The organism is Azomonas macrocytogenes, from assembly GCF_014191985.1.
Lineage (GTDB): Bacteria > Pseudomonadota > Gammaproteobacteria > Pseudomonadales > Pseudomonadaceae > Azomonas > Azomonas macrocytogenes.
The window spans coordinates 76,793-101,783 of the sequence record NZ_JACHXI010000003.1 but is presented as its reverse complement, the minus strand read 5'-3'; the positions used below and the strand labels follow the sequence as shown (position 1 = coordinate 101,783).

At 59.5% G+C, this 24,991-nt stretch carries 24 protein-coding genes; 4 read left to right on the top strand and 20 right to left on the bottom strand.

All coding sequences use genetic code 11. The features are described from left to right. Positions 1-14: 14 nt before the first annotated feature. Genes FHR87_RS04410 through FHR87_RS04370 form a run of 9 tightly spaced genes read right to left on the bottom strand, consistent with a single transcriptional unit; the run spans position 15 to position 9,123 of the window. Positions 15-1,172, bottom strand: a complete 1,158-nt coding sequence (locus FHR87_RS04410) for a D-alanyl-D-alanine carboxypeptidase family protein (RefSeq protein ID WP_183165512.1) — start codon at positions 1,170-1,172, stop codon at positions 15-17. Between the two features lie 52 nt (positions 1,173-1,224). Then, positions 1,225-2,223 carry a septal ring lytic transglycosylase RlpA family protein gene (locus tag FHR87_RS04405; RefSeq protein WP_183165511.1) on the bottom strand — a complete coding sequence of 333 codons (999 nt, stop codon included), beginning with the start codon at positions 2,221-2,223 and terminating at the stop codon, positions 1,225-1,227. Further along, positions 2,220-3,227 carry a lytic murein transglycosylase B gene (mltB, locus tag FHR87_RS04400; RefSeq protein ID WP_420826720.1) on the bottom strand — a complete coding sequence of 336 codons (1,008 nt, stop codon included), beginning with the start codon at positions 3,225-3,227 and terminating at the stop codon, positions 2,220-2,222. The genes FHR87_RS04405 and mltB overlap by 4 nt, the downstream gene beginning before the upstream one ends. 47 nt (positions 3,228-3,274) lie before the next feature. Then, a complete protein-coding gene (gene rodA, locus FHR87_RS04395) occupies positions 3,275-4,420 on the bottom strand; it encodes a rod shape-determining protein RodA (RefSeq protein WP_183165676.1) in 1,146 nt (381 codons plus the stop codon). A 2-nt stretch (positions 4,421-4,422) separates the two neighbouring features. Continuing rightward, positions 4,423-6,312 (bottom strand): penicillin-binding protein 2, encoded by a 1,890-nt coding sequence (gene mrdA, locus FHR87_RS04390; RefSeq protein WP_183165510.1) that lies wholly within the window; start codon positions 6,310-6,312, stop codon positions 4,423-4,425. 44 nt (positions 6,313-6,356) lie between these two features. Then, positions 6,357-6,824 (bottom strand): 23S rRNA (pseudouridine(1915)-N(3))-methyltransferase RlmH, encoded by a 468-nt coding sequence (rlmH, locus tag FHR87_RS04385; protein ID WP_183165509.1) that lies wholly within the window; start codon positions 6,822-6,824, stop codon positions 6,357-6,359. A 9-nt stretch (positions 6,825-6,833) separates the two neighbouring features. Continuing rightward, the gene (gene rsfS / locus FHR87_RS04380; protein ID WP_183165508.1) at positions 6,834-7,193 is read right to left on the bottom strand and encodes a ribosome silencing factor; all 360 of its coding nucleotides are present in this window, start codon (positions 7,191-7,193) and stop codon (positions 6,834-6,836) included. A 20-nt stretch (positions 7,194-7,213) separates the two neighbouring features. After that, a complete protein-coding gene (nadD, locus tag FHR87_RS04375; RefSeq protein WP_183165507.1) occupies positions 7,214-7,858 on the bottom strand; it encodes a nicotinate-nucleotide adenylyltransferase in 645 nt (214 codons plus the stop codon). Then, the gene (locus tag FHR87_RS04370; protein ID WP_183165506.1) at positions 7,858-9,123 is read right to left on the bottom strand and encodes a glutamate-5-semialdehyde dehydrogenase; all 1,266 of its coding nucleotides are present in this window, start codon (positions 9,121-9,123) and stop codon (positions 7,858-7,860) included. The genes nadD and FHR87_RS04370 overlap by 1 nt, the downstream gene beginning before the upstream one ends. 132 nt (positions 9,124-9,255) lie before the next feature. Here FHR87_RS04370 and FHR87_RS04365 point away from each other — a divergent pair, with 132 nt between their 5' ends. Further along, a complete protein-coding gene (locus tag FHR87_RS04365) occupies positions 9,256-10,575 on the top strand; it encodes a phosphatase PAP2 family protein (RefSeq protein ID WP_183165505.1) in 1,320 nt (439 codons plus the stop codon). 95 nt (positions 10,576-10,670) lie between these two features. Here the strand turns inward: FHR87_RS04365 and FHR87_RS04360 are convergent, their stop codons facing one another. The 10 genes from FHR87_RS04360 to FHR87_RS04315 form a co-directional block, all read right to left on the bottom strand. Next, positions 10,671-11,006: a DUF3325 domain-containing protein gene (locus FHR87_RS04360; RefSeq protein WP_183165504.1), complete on the bottom strand. Its 336-nt coding sequence runs from the start codon at positions 11,004-11,006 to the stop codon at positions 10,671-10,673. Further along, positions 11,006-12,613, bottom strand: coding sequence for a PepSY-associated TM helix domain-containing protein (locus FHR87_RS04355; RefSeq protein WP_183165503.1), 1,608 nt, complete (start codon positions 12,611-12,613; stop codon positions 11,006-11,008). Before FHR87_RS04355 ends, FHR87_RS04360 begins: the two co-directional genes overlap by 1 nt. Continuing rightward, positions 12,613-12,921 (bottom strand): DUF3649 domain-containing protein, encoded by a 309-nt coding sequence (locus FHR87_RS04350; RefSeq protein ID WP_420826719.1) that lies wholly within the window; start codon positions 12,919-12,921, stop codon positions 12,613-12,615. The genes FHR87_RS04355 and FHR87_RS04350 overlap by 1 nt, the downstream gene beginning before the upstream one ends. A 28-nt stretch (positions 12,922-12,949) precedes the next feature. Continuing rightward, positions 12,950-13,903 (bottom strand): alpha/beta hydrolase, encoded by a 954-nt coding sequence (locus FHR87_RS04345; protein ID WP_183165501.1) that lies wholly within the window; start codon positions 13,901-13,903, stop codon positions 12,950-12,952. Next, positions 13,894-15,408 (bottom strand): class I SAM-dependent methyltransferase, encoded by a 1,515-nt coding sequence (locus FHR87_RS04340; RefSeq protein ID WP_183165500.1) that lies wholly within the window; start codon positions 15,406-15,408, stop codon positions 13,894-13,896. Before FHR87_RS04340 ends, FHR87_RS04345 begins: the two co-directional genes overlap by 10 nt. Positions 15,409-15,474: 66 nt before the next feature. After that, on the bottom strand, positions 15,475-17,754 hold the full coding sequence (locus FHR87_RS04335; RefSeq protein ID WP_183165499.1) for a FepA family TonB-dependent siderophore receptor: 2,280 nt from the start codon (positions 17,752-17,754) through the stop codon (positions 15,475-15,477). Between the two features lie 843 nt (positions 17,755-18,597). Next, positions 18,598-19,050, bottom strand: coding sequence for a hypothetical protein (locus FHR87_RS04330; RefSeq protein ID WP_183165498.1), 453 nt, complete (start codon positions 19,048-19,050; stop codon positions 18,598-18,600). A 115-nt stretch (positions 19,051-19,165) separates the two neighbouring features. After that, positions 19,166-19,753, bottom strand: coding sequence for an LON peptidase substrate-binding domain-containing protein (locus tag FHR87_RS04325; protein WP_183165497.1), 588 nt, complete (start codon positions 19,751-19,753; stop codon positions 19,166-19,168). 11 nt (positions 19,754-19,764) lie between these two features. Beyond that, complete coding sequence (locus tag FHR87_RS04320; protein WP_183165496.1) at positions 19,765-20,481, bottom strand: LrgB family protein; 717 nt, start codon at positions 20,479-20,481, stop codon at positions 19,765-19,767. Beyond that, positions 20,478-20,840 carry a CidA/LrgA family protein gene (locus tag FHR87_RS04315; RefSeq protein ID WP_183165495.1) on the bottom strand — a complete coding sequence of 121 codons (363 nt, stop codon included), beginning with the start codon at positions 20,838-20,840 and terminating at the stop codon, positions 20,478-20,480. Before FHR87_RS04315 ends, FHR87_RS04320 begins: the two co-directional genes overlap by 4 nt. A gap of 169 nt (positions 20,841-21,009) precedes the next feature. On the opposite strand from FHR87_RS04315, the gene FHR87_RS04310 reads away from it, so the two are divergent. Both FHR87_RS04310 and FHR87_RS04305 read left to right on the top strand, forming a co-directional pair. Next, complete coding sequence (locus FHR87_RS04310; RefSeq protein ID WP_183165494.1) at positions 21,010-22,653, top strand: C13 family peptidase; 1,644 nt, start codon at positions 21,010-21,012, stop codon at positions 22,651-22,653. Then, positions 22,644-23,285: a Rossmann-fold NAD(P)-binding domain-containing protein gene (locus tag FHR87_RS04305; RefSeq protein ID WP_183165493.1), complete on the top strand. Its 642-nt coding sequence runs from the start codon at positions 22,644-22,646 to the stop codon at positions 23,283-23,285. The genes FHR87_RS04310 and FHR87_RS04305 overlap by 10 nt, the downstream gene beginning before the upstream one ends. Before the next feature lie 8 nt (positions 23,286-23,293). On the opposite strand, the gene orn is transcribed toward FHR87_RS04305, so the two are convergent. Then, positions 23,294-23,836: an oligoribonuclease gene (gene orn / locus FHR87_RS04300; RefSeq protein WP_183165492.1), complete on the bottom strand. Its 543-nt coding sequence runs from the start codon at positions 23,834-23,836 to the stop codon at positions 23,294-23,296. Between the two features lie 118 nt (positions 23,837-23,954). Here orn and rsgA point away from each other — a divergent pair, with 118 nt between their 5' ends. After that, positions 23,955-24,986 carry a small ribosomal subunit biogenesis GTPase RsgA gene (gene rsgA / locus FHR87_RS04295; RefSeq protein WP_183165491.1) on the top strand — a complete coding sequence of 344 codons (1,032 nt, stop codon included), beginning with the start codon at positions 23,955-23,957 and terminating at the stop codon, positions 24,984-24,986. Positions 24,987-24,991 lie beyond the last annotated feature (5 nt).

Sequence of the window (24,991 nt, the reverse complement as noted above, 5' to 3'; positions counted from 1 at the left end):
CGCTCAAAAGATCGTTAGTTGAACAAACCATAGATGAACAGGCGGATGCTATCCCAGAGTTGGCGGAACAGGCCACCCTCCTCGACAGCCTGCAGGGCGATCAGGCCAGTACTACTTACCACTTGTTCACCCGATTTGATGTCGACCCGGCCGATCACATCGCCCTGCTGGATGGGCGCGATCAACTGCGGATTCAGGGTCATGCTCGCCTCCAGCTTGTCCAGCTGACCCCGCGGCAGGGTCACGGTCAGGTCTTCGGCCAATCCAGCCTGGACCTCGTCGGAGGCCCCCTTCCAGACTCGGGATTTTGCCAGTTCCACACCTTTCTTGTAGAAGGTACGGCTTTCGAAGAAGCGGAAACCATAGGTCAGCAGCTTCTGGGTTTCCGCCGCACGGCTTTGCTCGCTATGGGTGCCAAAGACCGCCGTGATCATGCGCGAACCTTCACGCAGGGCAGAAGCCACCAGGCAATAGCCAGCTTCTTCGGTATGCCCGGTCTTGAGCCCGTCGACAGTACTATCGCGCCATAGCAGCAGGTTGCGGTTGGGTTGCTTGATATTGTTCCAGAAGAACTCTTTCTGCGCGTAGATGGCGTAGTGCGCCGGGTCTTCATAGATGATCGCGCGCGCCAGTTTGGCCATGTCATGAGCCGAGGAATAGTGCTCCGGATGCGGCAGGCCGGTAGCATTCATGAAATGGCTGTTGGTCATGCCCAGGCGCTGTGCCGTCGTGTTCATGAGATCGGCGAAAGCGTCTTCGCTACCGGCGATATGTTCGGCAAGCGCCACGCTGGCATCGTTGCCCGACTGGATGATGATGCCATGCAACAGGTCACCGACCGAAACCTGGGTATTGACCTGGATGAACATCCGCGAACCACCGGTACGCCAGGCGTGTTCGCTGACCGTGACCAGATCGCTTTCCTTGATATGCCCCCGATTGATTTCCAGGGTAGCGATATAGGCTGTCATCAGTTTGGTCAGGCTGGCGGGCGGCAGACGCTCATCGCCGTTATTGTCGATCAGGACCTGACTGCTGGCCGCATCCATCAGGACATAGGATTTGGCTGCCAGTTGCGGCGGTGAAGGAATGACCGTATCGGCCCAGGCGGTCGGTGCGGCAGCGAATAGAACGACAAGAGCGAAGCGCTTCGCAAAAAGGTTGATATTCATCGTGTCTCAAGTTGTCGATGGGCTGACAGCCCTTTCGGGCTTGGAATGGTTTTCAGTCGGATTTCACTCGATGCGGCTCACCGAGCCGGGCCAGACGTACACTGTTCTCCAGCTGAGTCGCCTGGGCGACCGAATCCACAGGCCCCAACCGGACCCGGTGAAAAACCTGCTGGTTACGCACCACCGAACTGATGAAAACCGGAGCACTGACCATGCCACTGAGCTTGTCCTTAAGCAACTCTGCTGCATCCGGGTTGGCAAAGGCTCCCACCTGGATGAACAGGCCGTCGGACTGCGGCTGGGCGGCTGCGTTGTGTACCTCCACGGGTAATATAGCTGCCGCGTGCTGTTGCGGCGGGGGCGTATAGGACTCTACCGGCTGGCTGGCAGCGACGATCGTCGCGGGCTGGGTAATTCGTTGCGGCTGCGCCAGAACCATGGGGACCGGCTGCCCTCGCTCGGCCCACCATTGCTGCGGGTCGATACCTTCGACCTTGACCCGGGCAGTGCCACGTTCGGCGTAACCGAGCTTCTTCGCGGCGGCGAAGGAAAGATCGATGACACGCTCGGAATAGAACGGGCCACGATCATTGACCCGCAGGATGACACTGCGGCCATTATCGAGATTGGTCACCTTGACATAACAGGGCAGCGGCAGGGTTTTATGCGCAGCGGTCATGCCATAGAGGTCGTATTCCTCGCCATTGGCAGTCGCCTGGCCATGGAACTTGGTGCCATACCAGGACGCGGTACCTACGGCGGAATATCCCCTGGCATCGCTGATCGGAAAATAAGTCTGCCCCAGCACCGTATAAGGGTTGGCTTTCACCTGGCCGTAATAGGGCGTAGGCACGGCCTCCGGAATACGCGAGACATCCACATCCCACCAGGGCGCACCGTCGCGATGGGAAGGTTGATAGTTGCCCGTCTTGCCGGTGTTGTTGACAGTTGCATCCGAGCGCGGGGCACGGCTGCTGCTAGAGCAACCGGCAACAATGGCTAGCGCCACGCCGGACAGAAGCAGGCGGTGAGCGACTCGCTCCAGCTTCATTGCTTCGCGCCCCGGGCTGGCGTGCCCCGGGCTGGCGTGCCTCGAGCATCCACCAGCTTGCCGGCGAGCTGGTTCACTGCCATTGCGTACATTACGCTGCGGTTGTAGCGAGTGATCACATAGAAGTTGGGCAGCCCCATCCAGTACTCGTCACCCTCGGCGCCTTCAAGCTTGAAGGCCAGCACGGCAGCCGTATCAGGCACGGTTTCGCGCGCATTCCAGCCGAGCGCCTTCAATTCGCCGGCATTCTTCACCGGCTCGAGCCCCTGGGTCAAACCCTCAGCAAAGCGCTCGCCATTGCCGCCAGCTTGCACGGCGATCTTCTCTCCCGTCTTCCAGCCATGCTGCTTGAAGTAGTTGGCCACACTGCCAATGGCATCCGTCGGGTTGTTCCAGATATCGATATGACCATCCCCGTCGAAATCCACGGCATAGGCTCGAAAGCTGCTCGGCATGAACTGCGGCAAGCCCATGGCACCGGCATAAGAGCCCTTGACGGCCAGCGGATCAGTCTGTTCTTCGCGAGCCAGGAGCAGAAATTCCTTGAGCTGGCGCCGGAAGAAAGGTTGGCGTGGCGGATAATCGAAACCCAGCGTGGAAAGTGCGTCAATGACCCGATAATTGCCGGTATTACGGCCGTAGAAAGTCTCGATGCCAATGATCGCGACAATGAATTCGGCCGGCACGCCAAATTCCACTTCGGCACGGGCAAGCGCCTCTTCATGCTGGCGCCAGAAATCCACGCCCTGTCCGATGCGTGATTCGGTCAGGAATATCGGCCGGTACTCCTTCCAGGGCTTGACTCGTTCGGCCGGGCGGGAAATCGCATCGAGTATCGCCTGTTGGCGCTGTGCCTGGTCGAACAACTCGGTCAGCTGCTCCCCGGCAAACCCGTACTCCTGAGTCATTTCCGCAATGAACTCGTCGACCGCAGCTCCCTGATACCCTGCCAGTGCCGTTCCGGTGCAGGCGAAAGCACCCATGATGCCCACCGCCAACAGCACTCGCTTCCTCCAGCTTTGCCCTATTCCAGTCAAGAAAATCTCTCTCGTCAAACCTGCGCAATCCACTTGCGGTGGGTGTGGATCGACATCAAAACCCCAAACCCTGACAACAGGGTCACCAAAGAAGTCCCGCCATAACTGATAAAGGGCAATGGTACACCCACAATCGGCAGCAACCCGCTGACCATGCCGATATTGACGAAGACATAGACGAAAAATGTCATGGTCAACGCCCCCGCGAGCAGCTTGCCAAACAAGGTCTGGGCTCGCACGGTAATTATCAGGCCACGGGCGATCAGCAGTGTATACAGCAGCACCAGCAGACTGACACCGACCATACCGAATTCTTCAGCCAATACGGCAATGATAAAGTCCGTATGGCTTTCGGGCAAAAAATCCAGGTGCGACTGAGTGCCCATCAACCAGCCTTTACCGAAGATGCCTCCGGAACCGATGGCGGCCTTGGACTGAATGATGTTCCAGCCCGAGCCCAGCGGATCGCTTTCCGGATCGAGGAAGGTCAGCACTCGCTGTTTCTGGTAGTCGTGCATGACGAAATACCACATGCCGATGGCCACCGGCACCACCGCTGCCACCGCCCCACCGATCCAGAGCCAGCGCAGACCGCCGATAAACAGTACGAATGCGCCGGAAGCGAGGATCAGCAACGAGGTTCCCAGATCGGGTTGGCGCACGATCAATACAAAAGGCACCAGGATGAGCGCCAAGGCAATGGCTGTATGCTTCAGGCTGGCCGGCAGATTGCGCCCGGACAGATACCAGGCGATGGTAGCCGGCATGAAGATTTTCATGAACTCCGAAGGCTGGAAACGAATCACCCCAGGAATGTTGATCCAGCGTGTCGCCCCCATGGCATTGTGCCCCATGATATCGACGACAATCAGCAGGACAACGCCCCCCAGATAACCCAGGGGTACCCAACGCGCCATGAAACGCGGTTCAATCTGGGCGATGAGCAGCATCAATCCGATCCCCAGGCCGAACGACATGGCCTGCTTGCTTACCAGATCCCAGTTCCTGCCACTGGCCGAATAGAGAACCGTCAGGCCCACTGCGCCAAGAATGAGCAGCAGCAACAGCAAGGGGCCATCGACATGAATACGCTGCAGGAAAGTGGCACGCCGGCGAAATACATCTTCGTCGGACAGCGTACGGTCGAAATTCGCCGTCATCATCATCGCCGGGATACCTCCGCTTCCACTGGCATCGCGTATTCGGTCTTGAGTTTGCCATTCGCATCCAGCAACCAGGCATCCATCACCTTCTTGACGATCGGAGCAGCCACACCGGATCCTGATTCGCCGTTTTCCACCATTACCGCCACAGCGATCTGCGGATTGTCCACCGGGGCAAAAGCGATGAACAAGGCATGGTCCCGGTGCCGCTCGGCCAGTTTGCCGCGTTCGTAGCGCTCGCCCTGCTTGATGCCAACCACCTGTGCCGTACCGCTCTTGCCCGCGATGCGATAGGCCGCTGTGTCACCGACCCGCTTGGCCGTGCCGCGCGGGCTATGTACCACCATTTCCATACCGCGACGGGCGTATTCCCAGAAATTCGGATCGCGCAGCTGGATATCCGGCACCGGGTTGGGGTCGATCGGTGAACGTCCGTCGATACTGTGCGCCAGATGCGGACGAATCCATTTGCCACGAGTGGCCATCAGGGCGCAAGCCTGGGCCAGTTGCAGCGGAGTGGTCTGCATATAACCCTGGCCGATGCCAAGGATCACGGTTTCCCCCGGATACCAGGCCTGCTTGTAGCGAGTACGCTTCCACTGGCGCGAAGGCATCAACCCGGAAGATTCTTCATTCATGTCCAGCGACACATGCTGACCGATGCCGAAGCGAGTCATGTAGGTATGCATGCGGTCGATGCCCAGCTTATGGGCCAGATCGTAAAAATAGGTATCGTTGGAACGCATGATCGCCGTTTCCAGCTCTACCCAGCCATCGCCACGGCGGTTCCAGTTGCGGTATTTGTGGTCGACATTAGGCAACTGATAGAAACCTGGATCGAATACCCGGCTGGTCCGGGTGACGGCCCCGGCATCCAGGCCAGCGATGGCCATCATCGGCTTGATGGTTGAACCGGGCGGATAGAGACCGCGCAGTACGCGATTATAGAGCGGGCGATCGATGGAATCGCGCAGCATGCTGTAATCCTTGAAACTGATGCCGGTAACGAACAGGTTGGGGTCGTAGCTCGGCAGGCTGACCATCGCCAGTACCTCGCCGGTCGCAGGTTGCAGCGCCACCACTGCACCACGATGATCGCCCAGCGCTGCTTCAGCAGCCTGCTGCAGGCCCAGATCCAGCGTCAGTACCAAATCCGCTCCCGGCTTCGGGTCGGTATGCTTGAGCACGCGCAATACCCGGCCCCGGGCATTGGTCTCGACCTCTTCGTAACCGACCTTGCCATGCAGTTCGGCCTCGTAGAATTTCTCGATGCCCGTCTTGCCGATGTGATGGGTACCGCTGTAGTCCACTGGGTCGAGGGTCTTCAGCTCCTGCTCGTTGATGCGTCCGACATAGCCGACCGAATGGGCAAAATGCTCGCGGTAGGGATAATGGCGCACCAACTGGGCGGAAACTTCGACCCCCGGCAGGCGGAACTGGTTGACTGCTACCAGGGCGATCTGTTCTTCAGTCAGCTCGAATAGCACGGGCACCGGCTCGAAAGGCCGCCGCCCTTGCAGCACGCGCTTCTCGAACAACTCCCGATCTTCCTCGGTCATGCCCAGCGACTCGACCAATGTATCCAGTACCTGCGCTAGGTTGCCGGTGCGCTCGCGCGTAACGGTCAGGCTGAAGCTGGGGCGGTTGTCGGCCAGAATCCGCCCTGTGCGATCGAAAACCAACCCACGACTGGGCGGAATCGGCTGGACATGAACGCGGTTGTTTTCCGACAGTGTGGCGTGATGGTCATACTGGATAACTTGCAGGTAATACATCCGGGCAATCAGCACCAACACCAGTACCAGCACGACAATACTGCCGACCAGGGCGCGCTGGCGCACCAGGCGGGCGTCCTTCTCGTGATCCTTGAGCGGTATCGGTTGTGGCATCGTTAAGGTCTGTTGACGCGGACCGCGTACTGCGGCGAATGGCGCTACTTGTGATAGGGATGACCGCAAATCAAGGTCCAGGCACGGTAAAGCTGCTCACCGACCAGGATACGGACCAGAGGATGCGGCAAGGTCAAAGGCGATAGCGACCAGCGCTGCTCGCTGCGGGCACAGACTTCCGGCGCCAGGCCTTCCGGCCCCCCGACCATCAGATTCAGGGTACGTGAATCCAGCCGCCAGCGCTCCAGCTGCGCAGCCAGCTGCTCGGTACTCCAGGCACGGCCGTTCACTTCCAGTGTGACGATCCGTTCGCCTGGTTGCACCCTGGCCAGCATGGCCTCGCCCTCCTGGCGCATCAGACGCGCTACATCGGCATTCTTGCCACGCGTCCCCAGCGGTATCTCGACCAGCTCCAGCGCAAGCTCCGGTGGCAGGCGCCTGGCATATTCCTGCCAGCCATCTTCCACCCAACGCGGCATCCGTGAGCCGACAGCGATCAACCTGATGCGCACAAGGCTGGCCTATTCCGTATCCAGGCCATGCTGGGAGCGGCTCTGCTCGGCCCCCTGCCAGAGGCGCTCCAGATCATAGAATTGGCGGGTCGGGACTTGCATCACATGCACCACCACATCGCCCAAATCGAGCAGCGCCCACTCGCCGCCATCCAGGCCCTCGCTACCCAACGCGCGCTTGCCCTGCGCCTTGGCTTTCTCCAGGACATTCTCGGCCAGTGACTTGACGTGCCGGCTGGAAGTACCGCTGGCGATCACCATGAAATCGGTAACGCTGGTCTTGCCACGCACATCGATCGTGAGAATATCCTTGCCCTTCAATTCCTCGAGTGCATCCACCGCTATTTGAACCAATACTTCATTGTGCATATCAGGAAGAAACCTCTGTGCTAGGCCCGGTAGAGTCCGTGCGCTGTGATATAGGCCAGTACGGCATCTGGAACAAGAAAGCGGACCGAACGTCCGCTGGCCAGCAGTTGGCGGATCTGCGTAGCCGAAATAGCCATGGGCGTCTGCCAGACGAAGGCGATCTGCCCACCGGCCCCCACCAACGCCTGTGGATCGGCCACACTGCGGCCTGCCAGCAGGTTACGCAAGGCTTCCGGCGCTTCGCTATCGGCGTCCGGGCGTTGCAGCACCAGGATATGGCAGTGATCGAGCAATTCTCCCCAGCGATGCCAGGTCGGCAGGCCGCAAAAGGCATCCCAGCCAAGCAGCAGATAAAGCTGGCACTCAGCCCCCAGCTCTGCGCGCAGGGATTCCAGCGTATCGAGGGTGTAGGAAGGCTTGTCGCGTGCCAATTCGCGGGCATCCACATCGAGCAGGGGTAAATCCTGTACCGCGCAGCGCACCATGGCCAGGCGGTCCTGCGCCGAACTGCTGGGTGTGTCCCGGTGCGGCGGACGGGCACTGGGAATCAGGCGCAGCTCATCCAGCTCCATCAGTTCGGTCACCTCCAGCGCCGCGCGCAGATGACCGATATGTACAGGATCGAAAGTGCCGCCGAGAATGCCAATGCGCCGGGGTCGACTCATCAGGTACGCACGTGGCCGTCACCGAAGACTACATACTTCTCGCTGGTCAGGCCTTCAAGGCCGACCGGACCACGAGCATGCAGCTTGTCGGTGGAGATGCCGATTTCCGCCCCCAGGCCGAATTCGAAGCCGTCGGCAAAACGGGTCGAGGCGTTGACCATCACCGAGCTGGAATCCACCTCGGTCAGAAAACGCCGCGCATCGGTGAAGTTTTCCGTGACGATGGCATCGGTATGCTGCGAGCCATAGCGGTTGATATGGGTGATCGCCTCGTCCAGCGAGTCCACCAGGCGGATCGACAGAATCGGTGCATTGTATTCGGTGGCCCAATCCTCCTCGCTTGCCGCCAGGACAGCATTGCCCAGCAACGTGCAGGTTCGCGCGCAGCCACGCAGCTCGACACCTTTCTCACGATAGATCTGCGCCAGCGGCGGTAACACCTGCGCGGCAATCCCTTCGTGCACCAGCAGGGTTTCCATGGTGTTGCAAGGTGCGAAGCGCTGGGTCTTGGCGTTGTCCGCAATGCGGATCGCCTTGTCCAGATCGGCGGCCTGGTCGATATAAACGTGACAGATACCATCCAGATGCTTGATCACCGGCACCCGGGCATCACGGCTGATGCGTTCGATCAGGCCCTTGCCACCGCGCGGGACGATCACATCGACATAGTCGGGCATGGTGATCAACGCTCCCACGGCAGCCCGATCGGTGGTCTCGACGACCTGTACGCAGGCGGCTGGCAGTCCCGCCGTGGCAAGCCCCTGCTGGATGCAGACGGCGATGGCACGGTTGGAATGGATGGCTTCCGAGCCGCCACGCAGGATGGTCGCATTGCCGGACTTCAGACACAGACTGGCAGCATCGATGGTCACATTGGGCCGCGACTCGTAGATGATGCCGACCACACCGAGCGGCACCCGCATCTTGCCCACCTGGATACCCGAAGGCATGAACCGCATATCGCGGATGGCACCGATCGGATCGGGCAGCGTCGCAACCTGCCGCAACCCCTCGATCATTTCATCCACCCGTTTCGTGCTCAGCGCCAGACGATCCAGCATGGCCTCGTCGAGACCATTGGCGCGGCCGTTTTCCAGATCCAGCCGGTTGGCGGCGAGGAGTTCGTCGCGCGCCTTGTCGAGCGCCTCGGCAGCGGCCTGCAGGGCGATGTTCTTCTGCGCGGTAGTGGCACGGGCCAGCACACGCGAAGCCGCACGCGCGCCCTTGCCCAGGCGGGTCATGTAATCAAGCACGGACTCGGTCATCGGATTGCGACCCTGCTGTGGGAAAAGCACGCGATTATAGCCTTCCCGGCCAGCCAGCGCACCGTTGCGAACACATCGGAACCATACAGCTATTGTTATCATCCACAGCTCGCCACCGTAAGGGAAACACACATGAGTGAATGGTTCGATGCGATCAGTCAGTGGCTGGCCGGTCATCCGCAATGGCTGGGGCTGGTCCTGCTGCTGATCTGCTTCGGCGAATGCCTGGCCATGGTTGGTTTGCTGATTCCCGGTACGCTGCTGTTGTTCCCGGTTACCACACTGGCCGGCAGCGGTGTCCTGAATCTGAGTACTGCCCTGCTCCTGGCCTTCATCGGCAGCCTGGCAGGCGTTCTCGTTTCCTACGCCCTCGGGCGGCGCTACCACCAGACAATCCGGCAACTGCCGCTGCTGCGCGATCACCCCGAATGGCTATTGAGCGCCGAGCTCTATCTCGACAGGTATGGCGCGACAAGCTTGATCGTCGGACACTTCATCGGCCCCCTGCGCCCCATGCTGCCACTGGCCGCCGGCATGCTGGACATGTCGTTCGGCCGCTTCCTGGCAGCGTCCCTGGTTGCTTCCGCCGGCTGGCCTCTGATTTATCTGATGCCCGGCTGGGCAACAGGAGCGGCGATCCGCCTGCCGCTGCCGGAAGGCTTCTGGCGCGAGGCAGGTATCATTGCCACCGTTCTCGTGCTCCTGATAGGTATCAGTTTTTACTGCAGCCTGCACAAATTACGCAGGGTGACGCTATTGATAGCTGGCCTGTGTGGCAGCAGCCTGCTGGTGCTGACCATCAGTTGGCCTCACCTGACCGAGTTTGACCAGGGGCTGATGGCCGTCATCCAGCAGGAGCGCACTGTCACGCTGGATAGAGTCATGATTTTTATTACCCGCTTCGGGGATGGCAACATTCAGATGACTGCCGGCATCCTGCTGGCGGTGTTGCTATTGGCCTTGCGGCAATGGCGACCGGCCCTGTTCGCGAGCATAGTGCTGCTAAGCTCGGCGCTGGCCAACAGCGCGCTGAAACATACCTTCGCCCGCAGCCGCCCGGAGATCCTGCTCGACCCGTTGACCAGCTACAGTTTTCCCAGCAGTCACAGCTCGGCATCCTTTGCCTTCTTTCTGGTACTCGGGACTCTTGCCGGGCGTGAACAACCGACCCGCCTGCGCATGATCTGCCTGCTTCTGGCCTGTCTGCCGGCCTGCCTGATCGCCCTTTCACGCATTTATCTTGGCGTGCACTGGCCCACCGATATTCTCGGTGGCGCCTTACTGTCCGCCACCTTCTGCGCTACTGCCCTCGCCTTGCTGCAATGGCGTACCCCTCTGCCACCACCGAGCCACCGAGCCTGGTCGCTGATCTTGCCGGCCTGCCTGGGGCTGCTGGTAGCCTATGCGCTGTGGCAACTGCCGACGGGAGCAGAGCTATATCGGTATAAATAAAGAGCTGCAAGCCAGAATAGGCCTCGACAGCATCGGGTTTCGCCATGGCCTGCCGAGGTTGCGCATGGGCAGCCATGGCAACCCACAAGCCATAGCTACATAGTGACCAGCACCCCTATCCAGAGCAATCCACCACCCACGGGCAACCAGACGGCCAGGCGCGGCGCGTAGGGCAACAGCAGCAACAGGACAAAGCCGGTCAGGGAAACCAACCCGAACCAGCCAACCGCCCCCATCGCCGCGCCCCAGGCCAGGTTACAGGCATGAAATGCCATGACCAACACCATCCAGCCGCCCACGCGAAGCCCGCGACGCAGCCAGACTGGTGGCGTCTCCCGCCAGATTTGTCGGTAATGGCGTTCCAACCCGAGGCATAGGGCAAGCATGCCCGTATAGGCGAGCGTCATGCCCGCAGTGAATGCTGCCAGCATCAGCCTGCTCCTGCCAGATGTTGAGTGGGTTCATGGGGCACGCCATTGGTGGCTGCCGGTCGGCCTACCCGCCAGGCTGTCCAGGCCAGCATGAGGCCGATCAGCACGGCAACCAGTGCCAGTGATAGGCGAGTCGTATCCATCGCGCCAGCATCCTGGGTCAGGAAACCGAGCAATGGCAATCCCAGGCACAACAGGGCTGCAACGCCCAACTGTTCCCGCCAGGCCGCCCCTGGCTGACGCCACCCGGCATGCAGCAAGGACACTCCCCAGATGCCGAAGAACAGGCTTTCTTCCCAACCGGCACGCCCAGCCAGCTCAACCGGTAGCAGGCGATTGGCCCAGAGCATACCGATACAGCCGAGCACGAGACCGGCCACCACCGCTATATTCAGCACGTCGACGACTCGCAAGAACGTGTGGCCCCGGTTCACCTCGGCAGTTCTGAGTCGCTGCTTCATGGCAAACAGCACCAGCCCGGTCGCGATCATCGCGCAACTGACACCACTGCAGAGGAAATACAGCCAGCGCATCGGATAACCGCCGAACTGGGCAAAGTGCAACCCAGTCATTACCTGCTGGGTCAAGGCACTGGCCCGCGGCTCCAGCGGAGCCTGTAACAACTTGCCGCTCACTGCATCGAAGCGCACCTCCACACCTTTGGTAAGCGCGATCCGGCTACCCAGTAAGGGCCGCAGCGAAACAACGGCGTTCGCTCGCCCCGGATGACTGATAGTCATGGACGCGACCATGCCCGGGCCAAACACGCTTTCAGCTTTGCCGATAAAAGATTCCAATGGCAGCATTTCAGCCGCAGGCGCTTGCTCAACCATACGCGGTCCACGCTCATTGCCCTGACGCCCGCCGTCTCGCCGCTCATTGCCCTGACGAGGTTCAGCTCCTTTCTCCGCCAGCGGCCGGGCCTCACGGAACATGGCTTCACGATTGCCGTCGTAGAGCGCATCCACCGCCGCCGGCATATAAATCATGACGAAGATCACCAGCCCGGTATAAGTGATCATCAGATGAAACGGCAGCATCAACACGGCGCAGGCATTGTGCCCATCCAACCAGGCACGCCTGCCCTTGACTGGCCGAAAGGTGAAGAAATCCTTGAAGATTCGCTTGTGAATGACGATGCCGGTAACCAGGGCCGTCAACATGGCCATGGCTGCCAGGCCCACCACCCAGATCCCGAAGGTACGCGGCATATGCAGCGTGTAATGGAAATGGTACAGAAAATTGCCACCGGCACTTTCCCGCACCGGCACCAACGCTTCGCTGTGCGGGTCCAGCACCTTGCCGCCACTGCGCCGATTGTCGCCAATCGAAACGCTCATCACCGGCGCGCGCTCCGTAGGCAAGGAGATGTTCCAGACCTCGGCATCGCCATGCTCACGCGCCAGCCAGTTCCAGGCGGCCCGTGCCGCCTCCTGTTGAGTCACCTGCTGATCGCGCAGCTCCGGCTGGCTCCACCAATTGATCTCTTTGTCGAAGATCGTCAAGGTGCCGGTCAGGAAAATGGCGAACAAGAGCCAGCCCAGGATCAACCCCGCCCAGGAATGCAACCAGGCCATGGATTGGGTAAAGCTTTTGACTCTCGGCATCAAGCTCCGCTCCCGAACAGGCCCGGCCAGAAGCCGATGATGGCCAAGGGCAAGGCCAGCGCAATCCCAAGCCAAGCCCGCCAGGCAGAAGCGGCGGCGAACACCCAGACAATCACGGCGGTATAGACAGCGAAGGCAAGCAGCGACGAAACCATCACGGCATCGAACCTGGCCAACGGCAGCAGGCGAGCCATGGCAGCCGTGCAGGCATAGGTGAAAAAATAACCTCCGATAGTCGCCGCAGCAACCCGCAAACCGATATCCAGCCGGGCTTGCCAGGCTGGATTGTCGCGCAATCGACGGATCAAGATAATTCCCTCATCGACAAGAAATGGATCAATCAACCCAGTGACCCATGGCCAACCGTAGCGCCGGACCGATGGACATCGGCAACAAGGGACCATGGGTCAGTTGGGGATATTCCCGGTATTGAATCGCGATGCCAGGGGCATGGGACAAACTGCGTGTCAGTTGCAAAGCCGCATCTTCCGGCACACTGGCCATAGCCTTTTGCCGGGCGGCAAGTACGGCGGGATCGACATTCGGTGGCGGCGGACCATTACGCCCCTCACCACTGCGCATGACCAACAGGCGAATGCCCTTCAGCTCGGACGATTCGTCCAACATGGCACGGGCGCGTTCGATCAGCGCGCCCTGCCGCCACCAGAGTGTCGGATCGGCGGCAGCGTAAGTTTGGAAGGCGTGCGGCTGGGACAGCAGAACGTGCAGCACGAACAGTCCGCCATACGAATGCCCCCACAAAGTCTGGCGCAAGGGGTCGAGCCTGGCCAACTCACCGACGGCAGGTTTGATACGCCGCTCGATCAAGGCGAGAAAATCATCGGCACCACCATTCTTGCGATCAGGCGCCAGTGCGTCCTCCATAGGGCGACCGTCCGCCAGCGCTGGCGTGTAATCGAAAGCCCGGGCCCGCACCTCGAAAGGCAGATCGGTCTCATAGCCCAACATGACAATGACCGGTGGCTCGTCGGCAGCCAGGGCCCGCAGACGTGGCTCGTCCAGAGCAGCGAGCACGGCATTGCCATCGAGCATGTAGATAACCGGATAGCCTTTTTCCGGAGCGGTCCGGCGAGGAATGGCCACACTCACCCGATACCTGCGCTCACCATCGCTGCTCGTGAAATCCAGCGATGTGAACAGGTACACCGCCGAACCGCTATCGGCGATGGTCGGACCAAGTTTGCGTCCCAGGTCAGGCTTCGCCTGGCAAAAGGCGTCGGCTAGCAGGATCAGCAACGCGCCCAGCAGAGCGGACAGAACTACTCGCATCGCTGTATCTCCACTATCCCCATTTGCTGCCAGGCCGGCAGGGTTATCCGTACAAAAGCATCCAGGCGTGCCTGAAGATCATCGCCGGCAGCGATACCGTTATCCCGCAAGACTGCCAGGATCGTTTCCCGTAGCAGGCGGCCGCCGATCTCTGGATATTCCAGCACCACCCGCATAGCGACCATGTGCAACGGCTCAGCGCCCAATGCGCTCCCCAAAGTAGGCGCGGCCAGATGGGCATAGCTTTCGCCACGCATGGCGCGCCCGGCGATGACTCGGTTCAAGACCCGACAACGCTCAAGTGCAACCTCCCCCGGCAACAGCGGGTGGAGATAACCTGCCCAGGCGAGCATCTGCAATGCAGGATTGATCAGGCTGGCCTGCGCCTGCAACGCGGGCAGGCGCAGCAGTTCAGCAAATGCACAGGGGCCTGTCGCCAGACTCTCAAGCAACGGGCCGAACAGGCTCGCATCCCCCTGGACTGGGCCGATCCGCGTATCGAACGTGAGACCGCCGTTCGACGGTGCTCCGGGCAGGACCGAAACCACTTGATCGAGCAATACCTGACGATGGGCTTCATTATCCAGCCGCCGGATACCTTTCTGGTAAAGATCGCGCCGTTCGGACTGGTTGCGAGCCAGATCCTTGAAGGTTTCCCGCTCGGCTGGCGTGTGCAATGCGTCGAGAATAGGCAGCAGATTGCCCGGCAAGGACAAGGCGTCGATGTTCTCCAGTGGCGTAGCCGTGCCGATATAGTCGCAGCCGCACGCTGCCATGTTTGCCATGACATCGGCAACGTGCAGCGACTCCCAGTGCTCGTTGAGCAATTCATGGACCAGGTAACGCGGATCCTGTGTCTTTCCAAGGCGCAGGTACTGCCCGGCCAGCGGGTAATGCTGGAAAAATCCGGCCCCCCCCTGCTCCATACGCTCCAGCATTGCCATGCCCGCCAGCAGTTGTTGCACCGCATCGCCGGCAGCATGCTCGGCATGGCAACGCAGAAAACGTTGCGCGCCGGCCAGAAACGCCATGCCGGGCTGGCACATATAGCCCAGAAAAAGAATGCCGCCCGGCTTGAGCCAGTGTTCGATGCATTGATGCAGCGCTTGCCGGTCACTGGCGGAAATCCAGGAATACACTCCGTTCAACACGATGAAATCGTGCTGCGGCCCTTGCTCGCGTGCGATCTGGATCAGGGATGAGAAATCGGCTTCGATGAAAGCCAGATTATCGAGCCCGGCCGCCTGCGCAAGATCGCGACCGTGGGCAATATGCTGCGGGTTGAAATCGATGGCCGTAAATTGCCCCAACGGATTGGTCGCGGCATTGATTACCGCGCCGAACCCCTGCCCGCAACCCAGCTCACACCATGAATAAGGCCGAGTGATATCCGGCCCCTGAATGCCCAAGGCAGCCGTGATGAAGCTTAGCCAGAGTGGCGTGGACTCCCGCTGATAGTGATGGGGATAAGGTACATCCTGTATATATCCGGTTTGTCGGCTCATGCTGAAACGGATCCGCGTCCATGCGAAAATCGCCGGCGATAAGTCGGGCAATTCGCCACCATCAGCTCAGAACGTAAACTTGGCTGAAGCATAGTAAGACCTGCCCGGCTCGTTATAGGTACCCGCCCCGCCACTCCCGGCGTTCGTGCCTTCACGCTTGAGCTCCTTGTCGAACATGTTGTTGATACCAGCCCCAAAGCTCCAGTTCTTGGTCAGCTCATAATTGCCGTTGACCGCCCAAAGGGTGTAGCCGCCACGCTGTTTCAAGGCATCCTCGCTGGTGACCGACGAGCCGGACTGGCTGCTGAAGGTACGCGGGTCCTGGTAGCCATACAGCGTCATGCTCAGGTTCAGGTTGAGCGCCTGGGTAGCTTGCCAGTCCAGGATCGAGTTGACAGTGAACTTGGGAATCACCGACAGCGGTTCCCCGGTCCTCTTGTTCTTGTTCTCGATCATGTAGGTAAAGTTGGTATTCAGGCTGAGCACGTCCCCCTCATTCCCCATTAGCGGGATATTGATGGTGCCCTCCCAACCCGCCACCACTGCCTTGGAGGCGTTCTCCCATTGCAGGATCCGCCCGGTGGTCGACCCCCCAGTAGTGGTGCCGATCGGAACATAGCCAGCCTGAATCTTGTCTTCGTATTCGTTGCGGAAGTAAGTGACCCCAAGGTTCCAGCCGGCATCGACATAGGAAACGCCCAGTTCCAGGTTCCAGCTCTTTTCCTGATCCAGGTCGTCGTTACCCATGACGTAGCAGCCTCCATTCAGGCTTGGATAATCCGTCGGGCAGCCATTACCCATGGTGTAGTACAGGTAGCTGGTGTTGGACTGGTACAGGTTGGGTGCCTTGAAGGCCCGGGCAATACCGCCTTTCAGCGAGACGGCATCGGTCAGCTTGTAAGTGGTATTCAGACTCGGGCTCCAGTTGATCCCGAACTGACTGTGATTGTCATAGCGTATGCCGGGAGTCAGCGTCCAGCGATCGGTCAGGCTGATATTGCTTTCGACGAAAAGAGCACCATTCTCCTGGGTCGATTCGCGCTTGCGCTCACCGGACAAGCCGGGAATGGTCTGGTTGCCGGAAATTCCCTGGGTGATCGAGAAAGGATCGTCCAGTACCTCCTTGGTGTACTCGAAACCCAGGGTGGCGATCTGGTCGAACAGAAACTTGAAGGGGATGTTCACATCGCCCTGCAGGGAATAGTTGTCGAACTCGGAAGTGGTCATGTCGCTCGAGTTGATACTGCCTTCGCTGCCACCGGCCAACCCCTCGTTCAGGCGGCGGTTGCGAGTATTCTCGTAGGCGTAGATCAGGTTCGAGGTACCCCAGCTCCAGGTGCCGCGATGGGTGATCGAAAAGCCCCGGCGGTACATGATGTTGGTTTCCCGTCCGCCTCCGGCCAAGGTGGTCAGCAACTCCGAGCCGGTACCGGAAACCGCCCGATCACCAGCATAGATATTGCCCTGGCGGTTGTAGAAACCTTCCAGTTCAAAGACCTGGTTCGGCGTCATGTCCCAGCGCAGCATGGCACCCAAGTCACGGTTACGCACCCCTTCACGACCAGCCGGGGCGGTAGTGGCACCGTCGGCGACATAGGCCTGGTTCAGCTTCAGGTCGTCGGCATCGGTCTTGTTGATATTGCCGTACAGACGATAGGAAAGACTGCGGACGATGGGGCCGGACAAGCTGAAGTTATAGCGCCGGCTGTAGCCTTCGTATTCGCTTTCCGGTTGGTTGGTGTACCAGGAAAGCGAGCCGCTGGTCTTCTCGGTGGGTGCCTTGGTGATAATGTTGACCACACCACCCATCGCACCCGAGCCGTAGCGCGCCGCCGCCGGACCGCGCAGCACCTCGATGCGCTCCACCAGCTCCGCAGGCACCCAGTTGGTATCACCACGAGTGTTCCGCTCGCCGCTGCGCCCCATGCGCACCGAGTTGCGCGAGCGGACCGGCTTGCCGTCGATGAGGATCAAGGTGTTTTCCGGGCCCATCCCGCGAATGTCGATCTGGCGGTTGTTACCATACTGGCCGCTGGAGCTGTTGCCGGTAAGGTTCACACCCGGCATCTTGCGGATGATATCGGACAAATCGTTAGCCGGTGGGCGCTTCTTGATGTCATCGGCAGTGATGATGGAAACCCCGGGAGCTTGCTTAAGCTCCTCCTGAGCAGTTACCACTACTTGTCCTATTTCAAGTGAATTATTGGACTGCTCATTGGTTATCTCTAATGTCTTCTCGACCAGGGGATCATCTTTCTTTTCTTCAACAACTATCTGAGCCATGGCTGGCGAGGATGCTGTAAGAAGCGACAAAGTCAGATGATTAAGTTTGAAGCGCAAATACATGATCCTTACCTCGATCCATTCGCTGAACGATGACAACCTGCGACGAGGAGGTGGTGTTGCCTGAGAAGAGGAAAAAGCGCTTGGCTTCAGACTCCATCTCTCCATCCGACAGAACCAGCATCCATGCAGAGGCGAGGCGCAAAAATAACTTAAATGATAAGCACTATCAAATGATCCAAAGATGCATTTACAGTCTTTACACTAGATACTTTGAGGAATAGCCAAGCAGGTCGATATAACTAAATACCATCCTTAATTGATTTATAAAGAATAGATAAGTAAGGATTTACGATGTTTTTTCAACCAGAAAAATAAATCATAATTAATTGATATATAAAAACTTTACTAATAAATAACAACAATCTCTGAAATGTTTTCAGCCCGACTGGTTATAACCGCAATAGCATATATAGCGCTCGCACTTAGCACGCATAAACTCATCAAGCAGCGGCCCAAATCCTTTACAGGTTTACGCTCGATGCGCAGCAGATAGTCCCTGACCCGCTCCGGCTGGCGCATGGATGATCATTGGTGTTTCAGGGGTTGTCCTGGATCACTGACATTATCCAAGATGGCAACTAAGTCGTTGTCGACTCAGAAAATGGGAGTTCCGATTCAGCGACGGAACGCCCAAACAGCAACTGGCTACGCTACGGGATTGGTTGGAACGTTGAGCTTTAATCCAAGACAGCCCCAAAGACGTTGTTATCCATGCAGAAAATGCAGTACACCCTGGCGGGGCAACCCCCCCAAGTTCAGGCTGTATTACCTCAAGGTTCTGGCCGTTGGCTGCGATAGCTCGTCTGCCGATAAAGCATGGCTATCCATTCCCGTTGGCCCTACTCATTGGGCAGGATTACGGTAAAGCGTGGTGGTATAGGTCTTACCAGACTGCTGTAGGTTATTGCATAGCTTCTGGGCATCCTTGATATCTTGCTCGGGCGTATGCGGCCTCTCGATATCGCGCTCATAGATAGCCGAGATTACCGAGTCACGCGCGAAGGTCGCCGCCCAGAAATAGGTGCTCTGTTCAGGTTCCATGGCCAAATGCTCATCGACCAGCGATTTGAGCATTTCAGGGTCTGGGGTGATCTGCCATTGCTGGCTCATCTCATAGGTAATGCCCAGCAGCGTGGTACAGATCTGTGGGGTAAAGGGCGTGGTTAGCGTCGTCGCGTTATTAGAGGTGGCAAGTGCTGGTGAATTACCTTGTGCGCTTGCACTATAAACCGGTAGGGAAATTGCCAATGTCAGCGGCGAGACCAGCAAGAATGCTAAAAATAGTCGTTTAAGCATGGTTGAGATCCTCCAATCTGCTTGCTCCGTCTCGTTAAAAGACAACGGGCATCGTTGGACAATAAAAGTGCCCAATAATTCAGTTTGCAGAATTAACCGACTGGCCTTGAAGATCTCAGGGTTCGCCATCCTTCAACCGCTTGAGCAGTGCCTGTATCGTTTCCAGGCGCTCACCGGGCATGGCGGTTGCCAGTAGCGACAGCTTTTGCTCGGGCGAGAACGGCAGTAGATAAGCCAGGCGATTAGCCAGCGCATCCTGCCCACCGACCGAGCCACCCAGGCCCAGGGACTCGACCATCGGATGCTGCCCGAGTGCATCCAGCAAGGCAGCCAGATCGGCATGCCGGTCCTCCAGCGGCAACTCATCGATGGCAGGCAACCAACGAACATCGGCGACGATCAGTTGATCGTCCTGCACTTTCGAGTTGACCACCTCGAAACGCCGCCCACCCTCGACACGAATGCCGAGCAGCCCATTGGGCTGCTGCTGCCAGTCACCAATCAGCGCCTCGCAGCCGATCGACGCAAAGGACTGTGCCGCTTCGCCCACTTCGCTGCCCTCGCGGATGCACACCACACCGAAGCCATGTCCAGCCTTGAAACAGCGCTTGAGCATATCGAGGTAGCGCACCTCGAAAACCTGCAGGTCCAGCATGCAACCGGGAAAGAGCACGGTATTGAGCGCAAACAGGGGAAGCGACATAGAAAGCTCCATCAACGCAGCAGAGTGACGACCAATGGCAGCAGAACTGCGGTGGCTACGCCCATCAGGCTCATGGCCAGGGCAGAAAAGGCGCCGCACTCCTCACCCTCCTGCAGTGCCTGGGCGGTTCCCACGGCATGGGCGGTCAGCCCCAGTGCCATGCCTCTTGCTGCCGGATGCTGAACGCCGAAACGCGTCAACAGCACCGGACCGAGAATGGCTCCCAACACCCCGGTCAGCAGGACGAAAACCGCCGCCAGCGCAGCGATACCGCCGATCTCTTCTGCCACCAGCATGGCAATGGGGGAAGTCGCCGATTTTGGTGTCAGGGTCATCAACAGCTGCTCAGAGATGCCGAACAACCAACCCAGCACGACACCCAGCAGCGTAGTGACGGTACCGGCCACCAGCAAAGTCAGCATGATCGGTCCGAACAACTGCCGGATACGCTCGAGATTAAGAAACAGAGGAACGGCCAGCGCGACCGTCGCCGGTCCCAGCAGGAGAGTCAGCAACGTGGTATTGGTGCGATAGAGCTCGTAGGGAACGCCACAGGCGAGCAGCACGCTGATCACTGTCACGACCGAGATTAGGAACGGTTGCAAATAGACTTTCCGGGCGCGCTCGTAAATGGTCATACCCAACTGATAAGCCAGCAGGGTAACCCCCACGGAAAACAGGGGATGAGTCGTCACGGCCACCCAGGCCGCCTGCCATTGGAGAGTCATGCCTGCCCCCGACGGTTTGCCTGACGCCGGATAAGAAACTGCATCAGCCAGCCGGTGAAGACCAGCGAGATGATCAGCGAAAGCGTCATCGTGCCGGCAATCGCCCAGAAATGGTCGAGGATTTCCGCCGCATAAGCCATTACCCCGACTGCAGGCGGAACCAGCAACAAGGGTAGAAAGCGCAGCAGAGTGGTAGCGGCTTGCTGCATCGGCTCGCCGACCCGGCCACGCCATAGCAGAAAGCCGAACAGCAGCAGGATTCCGACAATCGGCCCTGGCAGCAAGGGGATGAATAACACACTGATTGCCGTTCCCAGCAACTGGAACAGCACCAGCAAAGACAAACCGCGTAGCAACATGGCACGCCTCCTGAGACATGGGTGGTTTTATAGCAGAGGTCCGTCGCAGGATGCGACCCAACCTATGGCGACTGCAGGGAACGCTCCCTATTCGGCATACTGCGACCGACAGTTACGCGGGCGTGTTCAACGAAACCCCGTTCATTGCGAGCATGTCTCGGGGAGCGCTATGCGGCACCATCTTTTATTGTTCATCTTCTTCTGCCTGCTCTGCGCCTGCGGCGACACAGAGCCCTTGAGCCTGCCCGATGCGATCCTACCGGATGGCGGCCGCTACCGGGGCACTGTGGAAAACGGACTGCTGCAGGGGGTCGGCCGTATCGACTACCCCAACGGTAGCTGGTACCGGGGCAACTTCCAGAACGGCCACTGGCACGGCCAGGGCCACTGGCAAGGGTCGACCGGCGACCGCTACACCGGCGAATTCCGCAACGGGTTGTTCCATGGGCATGGCCGTTTCACCTACGCCGATGGCAGTTGGTATGAAGGTGATTTCCAGGAAGGGCACATGTACGGCCTGGGTACCTTCAGACAAGGCGAAGTCCGCTACACCGGCGAATTCAGGAAAGACCGCTACCACGGCCATGGCCGGCTGGAATACAGCGACGAAAGCTACGAAGGCAATTTCGTCGTCGGCGTGCTCAATGGCGAAGGCGAATATCGCAACGCTGCGGGGGACCATTATCAAGGTCGTTTCGCGAATGATCGCTTCCAGGGCCAGGGCCGTTATGAAGGAGCCGACGGCGACGTCTGGACCGGGGTCTTTCGCGACGGTACGCTGGATGGCGCAGGACAGCATCAGGGAACGGACGGTACGCTCTACCAGGGCCAGTTCCGCCAATGGCGCTATCACGGCCAGGGTTATCTGGAGTTGCCGGATGGCAGCCATTACCAGGGCGAATTCCGCGACGGTCTGTTCGATGGGTTCGGCGAACTCCAGCTCGCCGACGGCACCGCGCAGCAAGGGCAATGGCGCGCCGGCCGGCGCATTGCCGATGCCAGCGGCCAGTCTCTGCCCGACCCGTTGGAAGTCGGCCTGCTGGTACAGGGCCGCCTGCTCGAAGAAGCCATCGCCAGGCTGCCACACTCAACGCCGGCTCGCGAACTCTATGCCCTGACCCTGGCTGGCGATGGGCAACAGAGCGTATTTCTGCGCGAAGCCGACTACGTCGCCAAGCTCCTGCATGAGCGTTTCGCCGCCCGTGGCACGATCACGTTGATCAACCATCGCGAGCACCTGGCCGACCGGCCGATGGCAACCCGCCAAAGCCTGGCGCGAGCCATCCAGGCTCTGGCCGAGCGCAGCGGACGAGAAGATCTGATTTTCCTCTACTTCACCAGCCATGGCTCGGAAGATCACGAACTGACGCTGGAGCAACCCCGTCTGGCGCTGGAAAACCTGCCGGCAAACGGACTGGCCCGCCTGCTCGAACCACTGGCCGACCGGGACAAGGTAATCATTGTCTCGGCCTGCTATTCCGGCGGCTTCATCAATCCATTGAAAAACCGCCATACCCTGATCATGACTTCCGCCCGCACCGACCGTGCCTCCTTTGGCTGCACGGAAACCAGCAATCTCACCTATTTCGGCCAGGCGCTGTTCGCCGAGGCACTGCAGCAAACGAAAGATCTGAAACAGGCCTTCGAACTGGCCCGCAAAAAGATTGCCGAACGAGAACAGGCCGCCCGGTACTCTCCATCCGACCCGCAACTCTGGGCCCCTCCGGAAGTACTCGGGCGCTGGCGCAGTTTGCAGCAAGACACGGCCTTTTCCGGCTCCTGTCCATTGCCGGGAGTAAAACCATGTATCTGACACCACGGCAAATCCTGCTGGCCGGAGCCACTGACCTGATCGGCGCACAACTACTCGACCGCCTGCTCAGCGAGCCGACCATCCAGCGCGTGCAGGCCCCGACCCACATGCCATTGGCCGAACACCCACGCCTGCAAAATCCGGTCGGAGAATTCGCGGCGCTGCTTGCCGAGCTCGAAGGACCGGTCGACGTGGCATTCTGCTGCCTAGCCAGTACTTGCGGACAGACCGATAGCCAGAAAACCTTGATCGATCTGGATGCCAATCTGGTACGGGTTTTTGCCAGCCGCGCCCGTAAACTGGGTGCCCGGCATCTGGTGGTGATCAGCGCGCCGGGGGCGGACCCGCACAGCACCGATCCCTGCCACCGGGTGAAAGGCGCAATGGAACAGGCGCTACAAGCACAGGGCTGGCCGCAACTGACCATAACCCGCCCGGCACAGTTGCTCGGCCCGCGCAGCGAGCTGCGTATTACCGAACGCCTGACAGCGCCGTTGTTGCGTCTATTGCCCGGAAAATACCAGGGCATCGAAGCCAGCGTCCTGGCTCGCGCCCTCTGGCGCCTCGCTCTGGAAGAAAGCGAAGGCACCAGAATCGTCGAGTCCGAGGAATTGCGAAAGCTTGGGAAATAAGCCTGAAGTTAATACTTGATGAAGTGCTCGCGGTAATAACGCAATTCGGCAATCGAATCGCGAATATCATCCAGAGCCAGATGTTTGCCGCTTTTCTCGACTCCATCGCGCACATGGGGCGCCCAGCGTGCAGCCAGTTCCTTCAAGGTGGAAACATCCAGATTGCGGTAATGGAAGTAGGCTTCCAGCTTCGGCATATACCGGTAGAGGAAGCGGCGATCCTGGCAAATGCTGTTGCCGCAGATGGGTGAGCTCCTGGCCGGCACCCATTGCTCCAGGAAAGCCAGGGTCGCCGCTTCGGCTTCGGCCGTTTCGATACGGCTCTCACGAACCCGCTGGGTCAGGCCGGAGCCGCCATGCTGACGAGTGTTCCACTCATCCATGCCGGCCAGAATCTCGTCACTCTGGTGTACGGCGATCACCGGCCCTTCCGCCAGGACGTTGAGCTGGCTATCCGTAACGATGGTCGCCATTTCGATAATGACATCCCGGTCCGGATCCAGCCCGGTCATTTCCAGGTCGATCCAGATCAGATTCTGCGGATTTTGCATGGCGGATACTCCTTGGCGTGATGGTGCATTGTAGCTCAGCAGCCCATGTGCCCGATTCCGTTATCCAACGCGCCGCCATGCTAGACTCGCCTCCCGCTCCAGCCGACCACTATCAATCATGGCCAAACGTCAACTCAACCGCCGCCAGAGCTGGCGCATCGAGAAGATCCAGGAAGAACGCGCGAACCGTGCCGCCCGCCGCGAATCGCGCCTTGTCGATGAACTGGAAGGCGGTGACCTTGGCCGCGAACAGGAAGGGCTGGTCATTGCCCATTTCGGGGTCCAAGTAGAAGTGGAAGCCCGCCAGGACGAACTGGCCGGGCAAATATTCCGCTGCCATCTACGGGCGAACCTGCCTGCGCTGGTCACCGGCGACCAGGTCGTCTGGCGCCCCGGTAACCAGGGCAACGGCGTCATTGTCGCGCAACTGCCGCGGCGTACGGAACTCTGCCGACCGGACAGCCGCGGCCAGCTCAAACCGGTGGCCGCGAATGTGGATCGAATCGTCATTGTCTTCGCCCCACTGCCCGAGCCCCATGCCAATCTGATCGATCGCTACCTGGTTGCAGCAGAACACGCCGGAATCCAGCCCTTGCTGCTGCTGAACAAGGCCGATCTGGTAACAGCGGAAAACCAGGTACGGCTGGAAACCCTGCTCGCCGTTTATCGAGCGCTGGACTATCCCCTGCTGGAAGTCTCGGCCCGGCAAGGCAGCGGCATGGATGAGCTCAAGGCTCGACTGGACGGGCATGTCAGCGTCTTCGTCGGTCAATCCGGGGTAGGCAAGTCATCGCTGGTCAACAGCCTGCTGCCAGGCCTGGATACCCGCGTGGGCGCCCTGTCGGAGCTGACCGGCAAAGGCACCCATACCACGACGACGGCGCGGCTGTTCCACTTTCCCGGAGGCGGCGAGCTGATCGACTCCCCCGGAATTCGCGAATTCAGCCTGGGACATGTGACCCGCGCCGAAATCGAGGCGGGGTTTCGCGAGTTCGACGATCTGCTCGGGCGCTGCCGCTTCCGTGATTGCCATCACGAGCATGAACCCGGCTGCGCCCTGCTCAAAGCGCTGGAGCAAGGCCGCATCCATCCTCAACGCATGGAAAGCTATCGGCATATCCTCAGTAGCCTGCCGCAAACGGAATACTGAGGCTG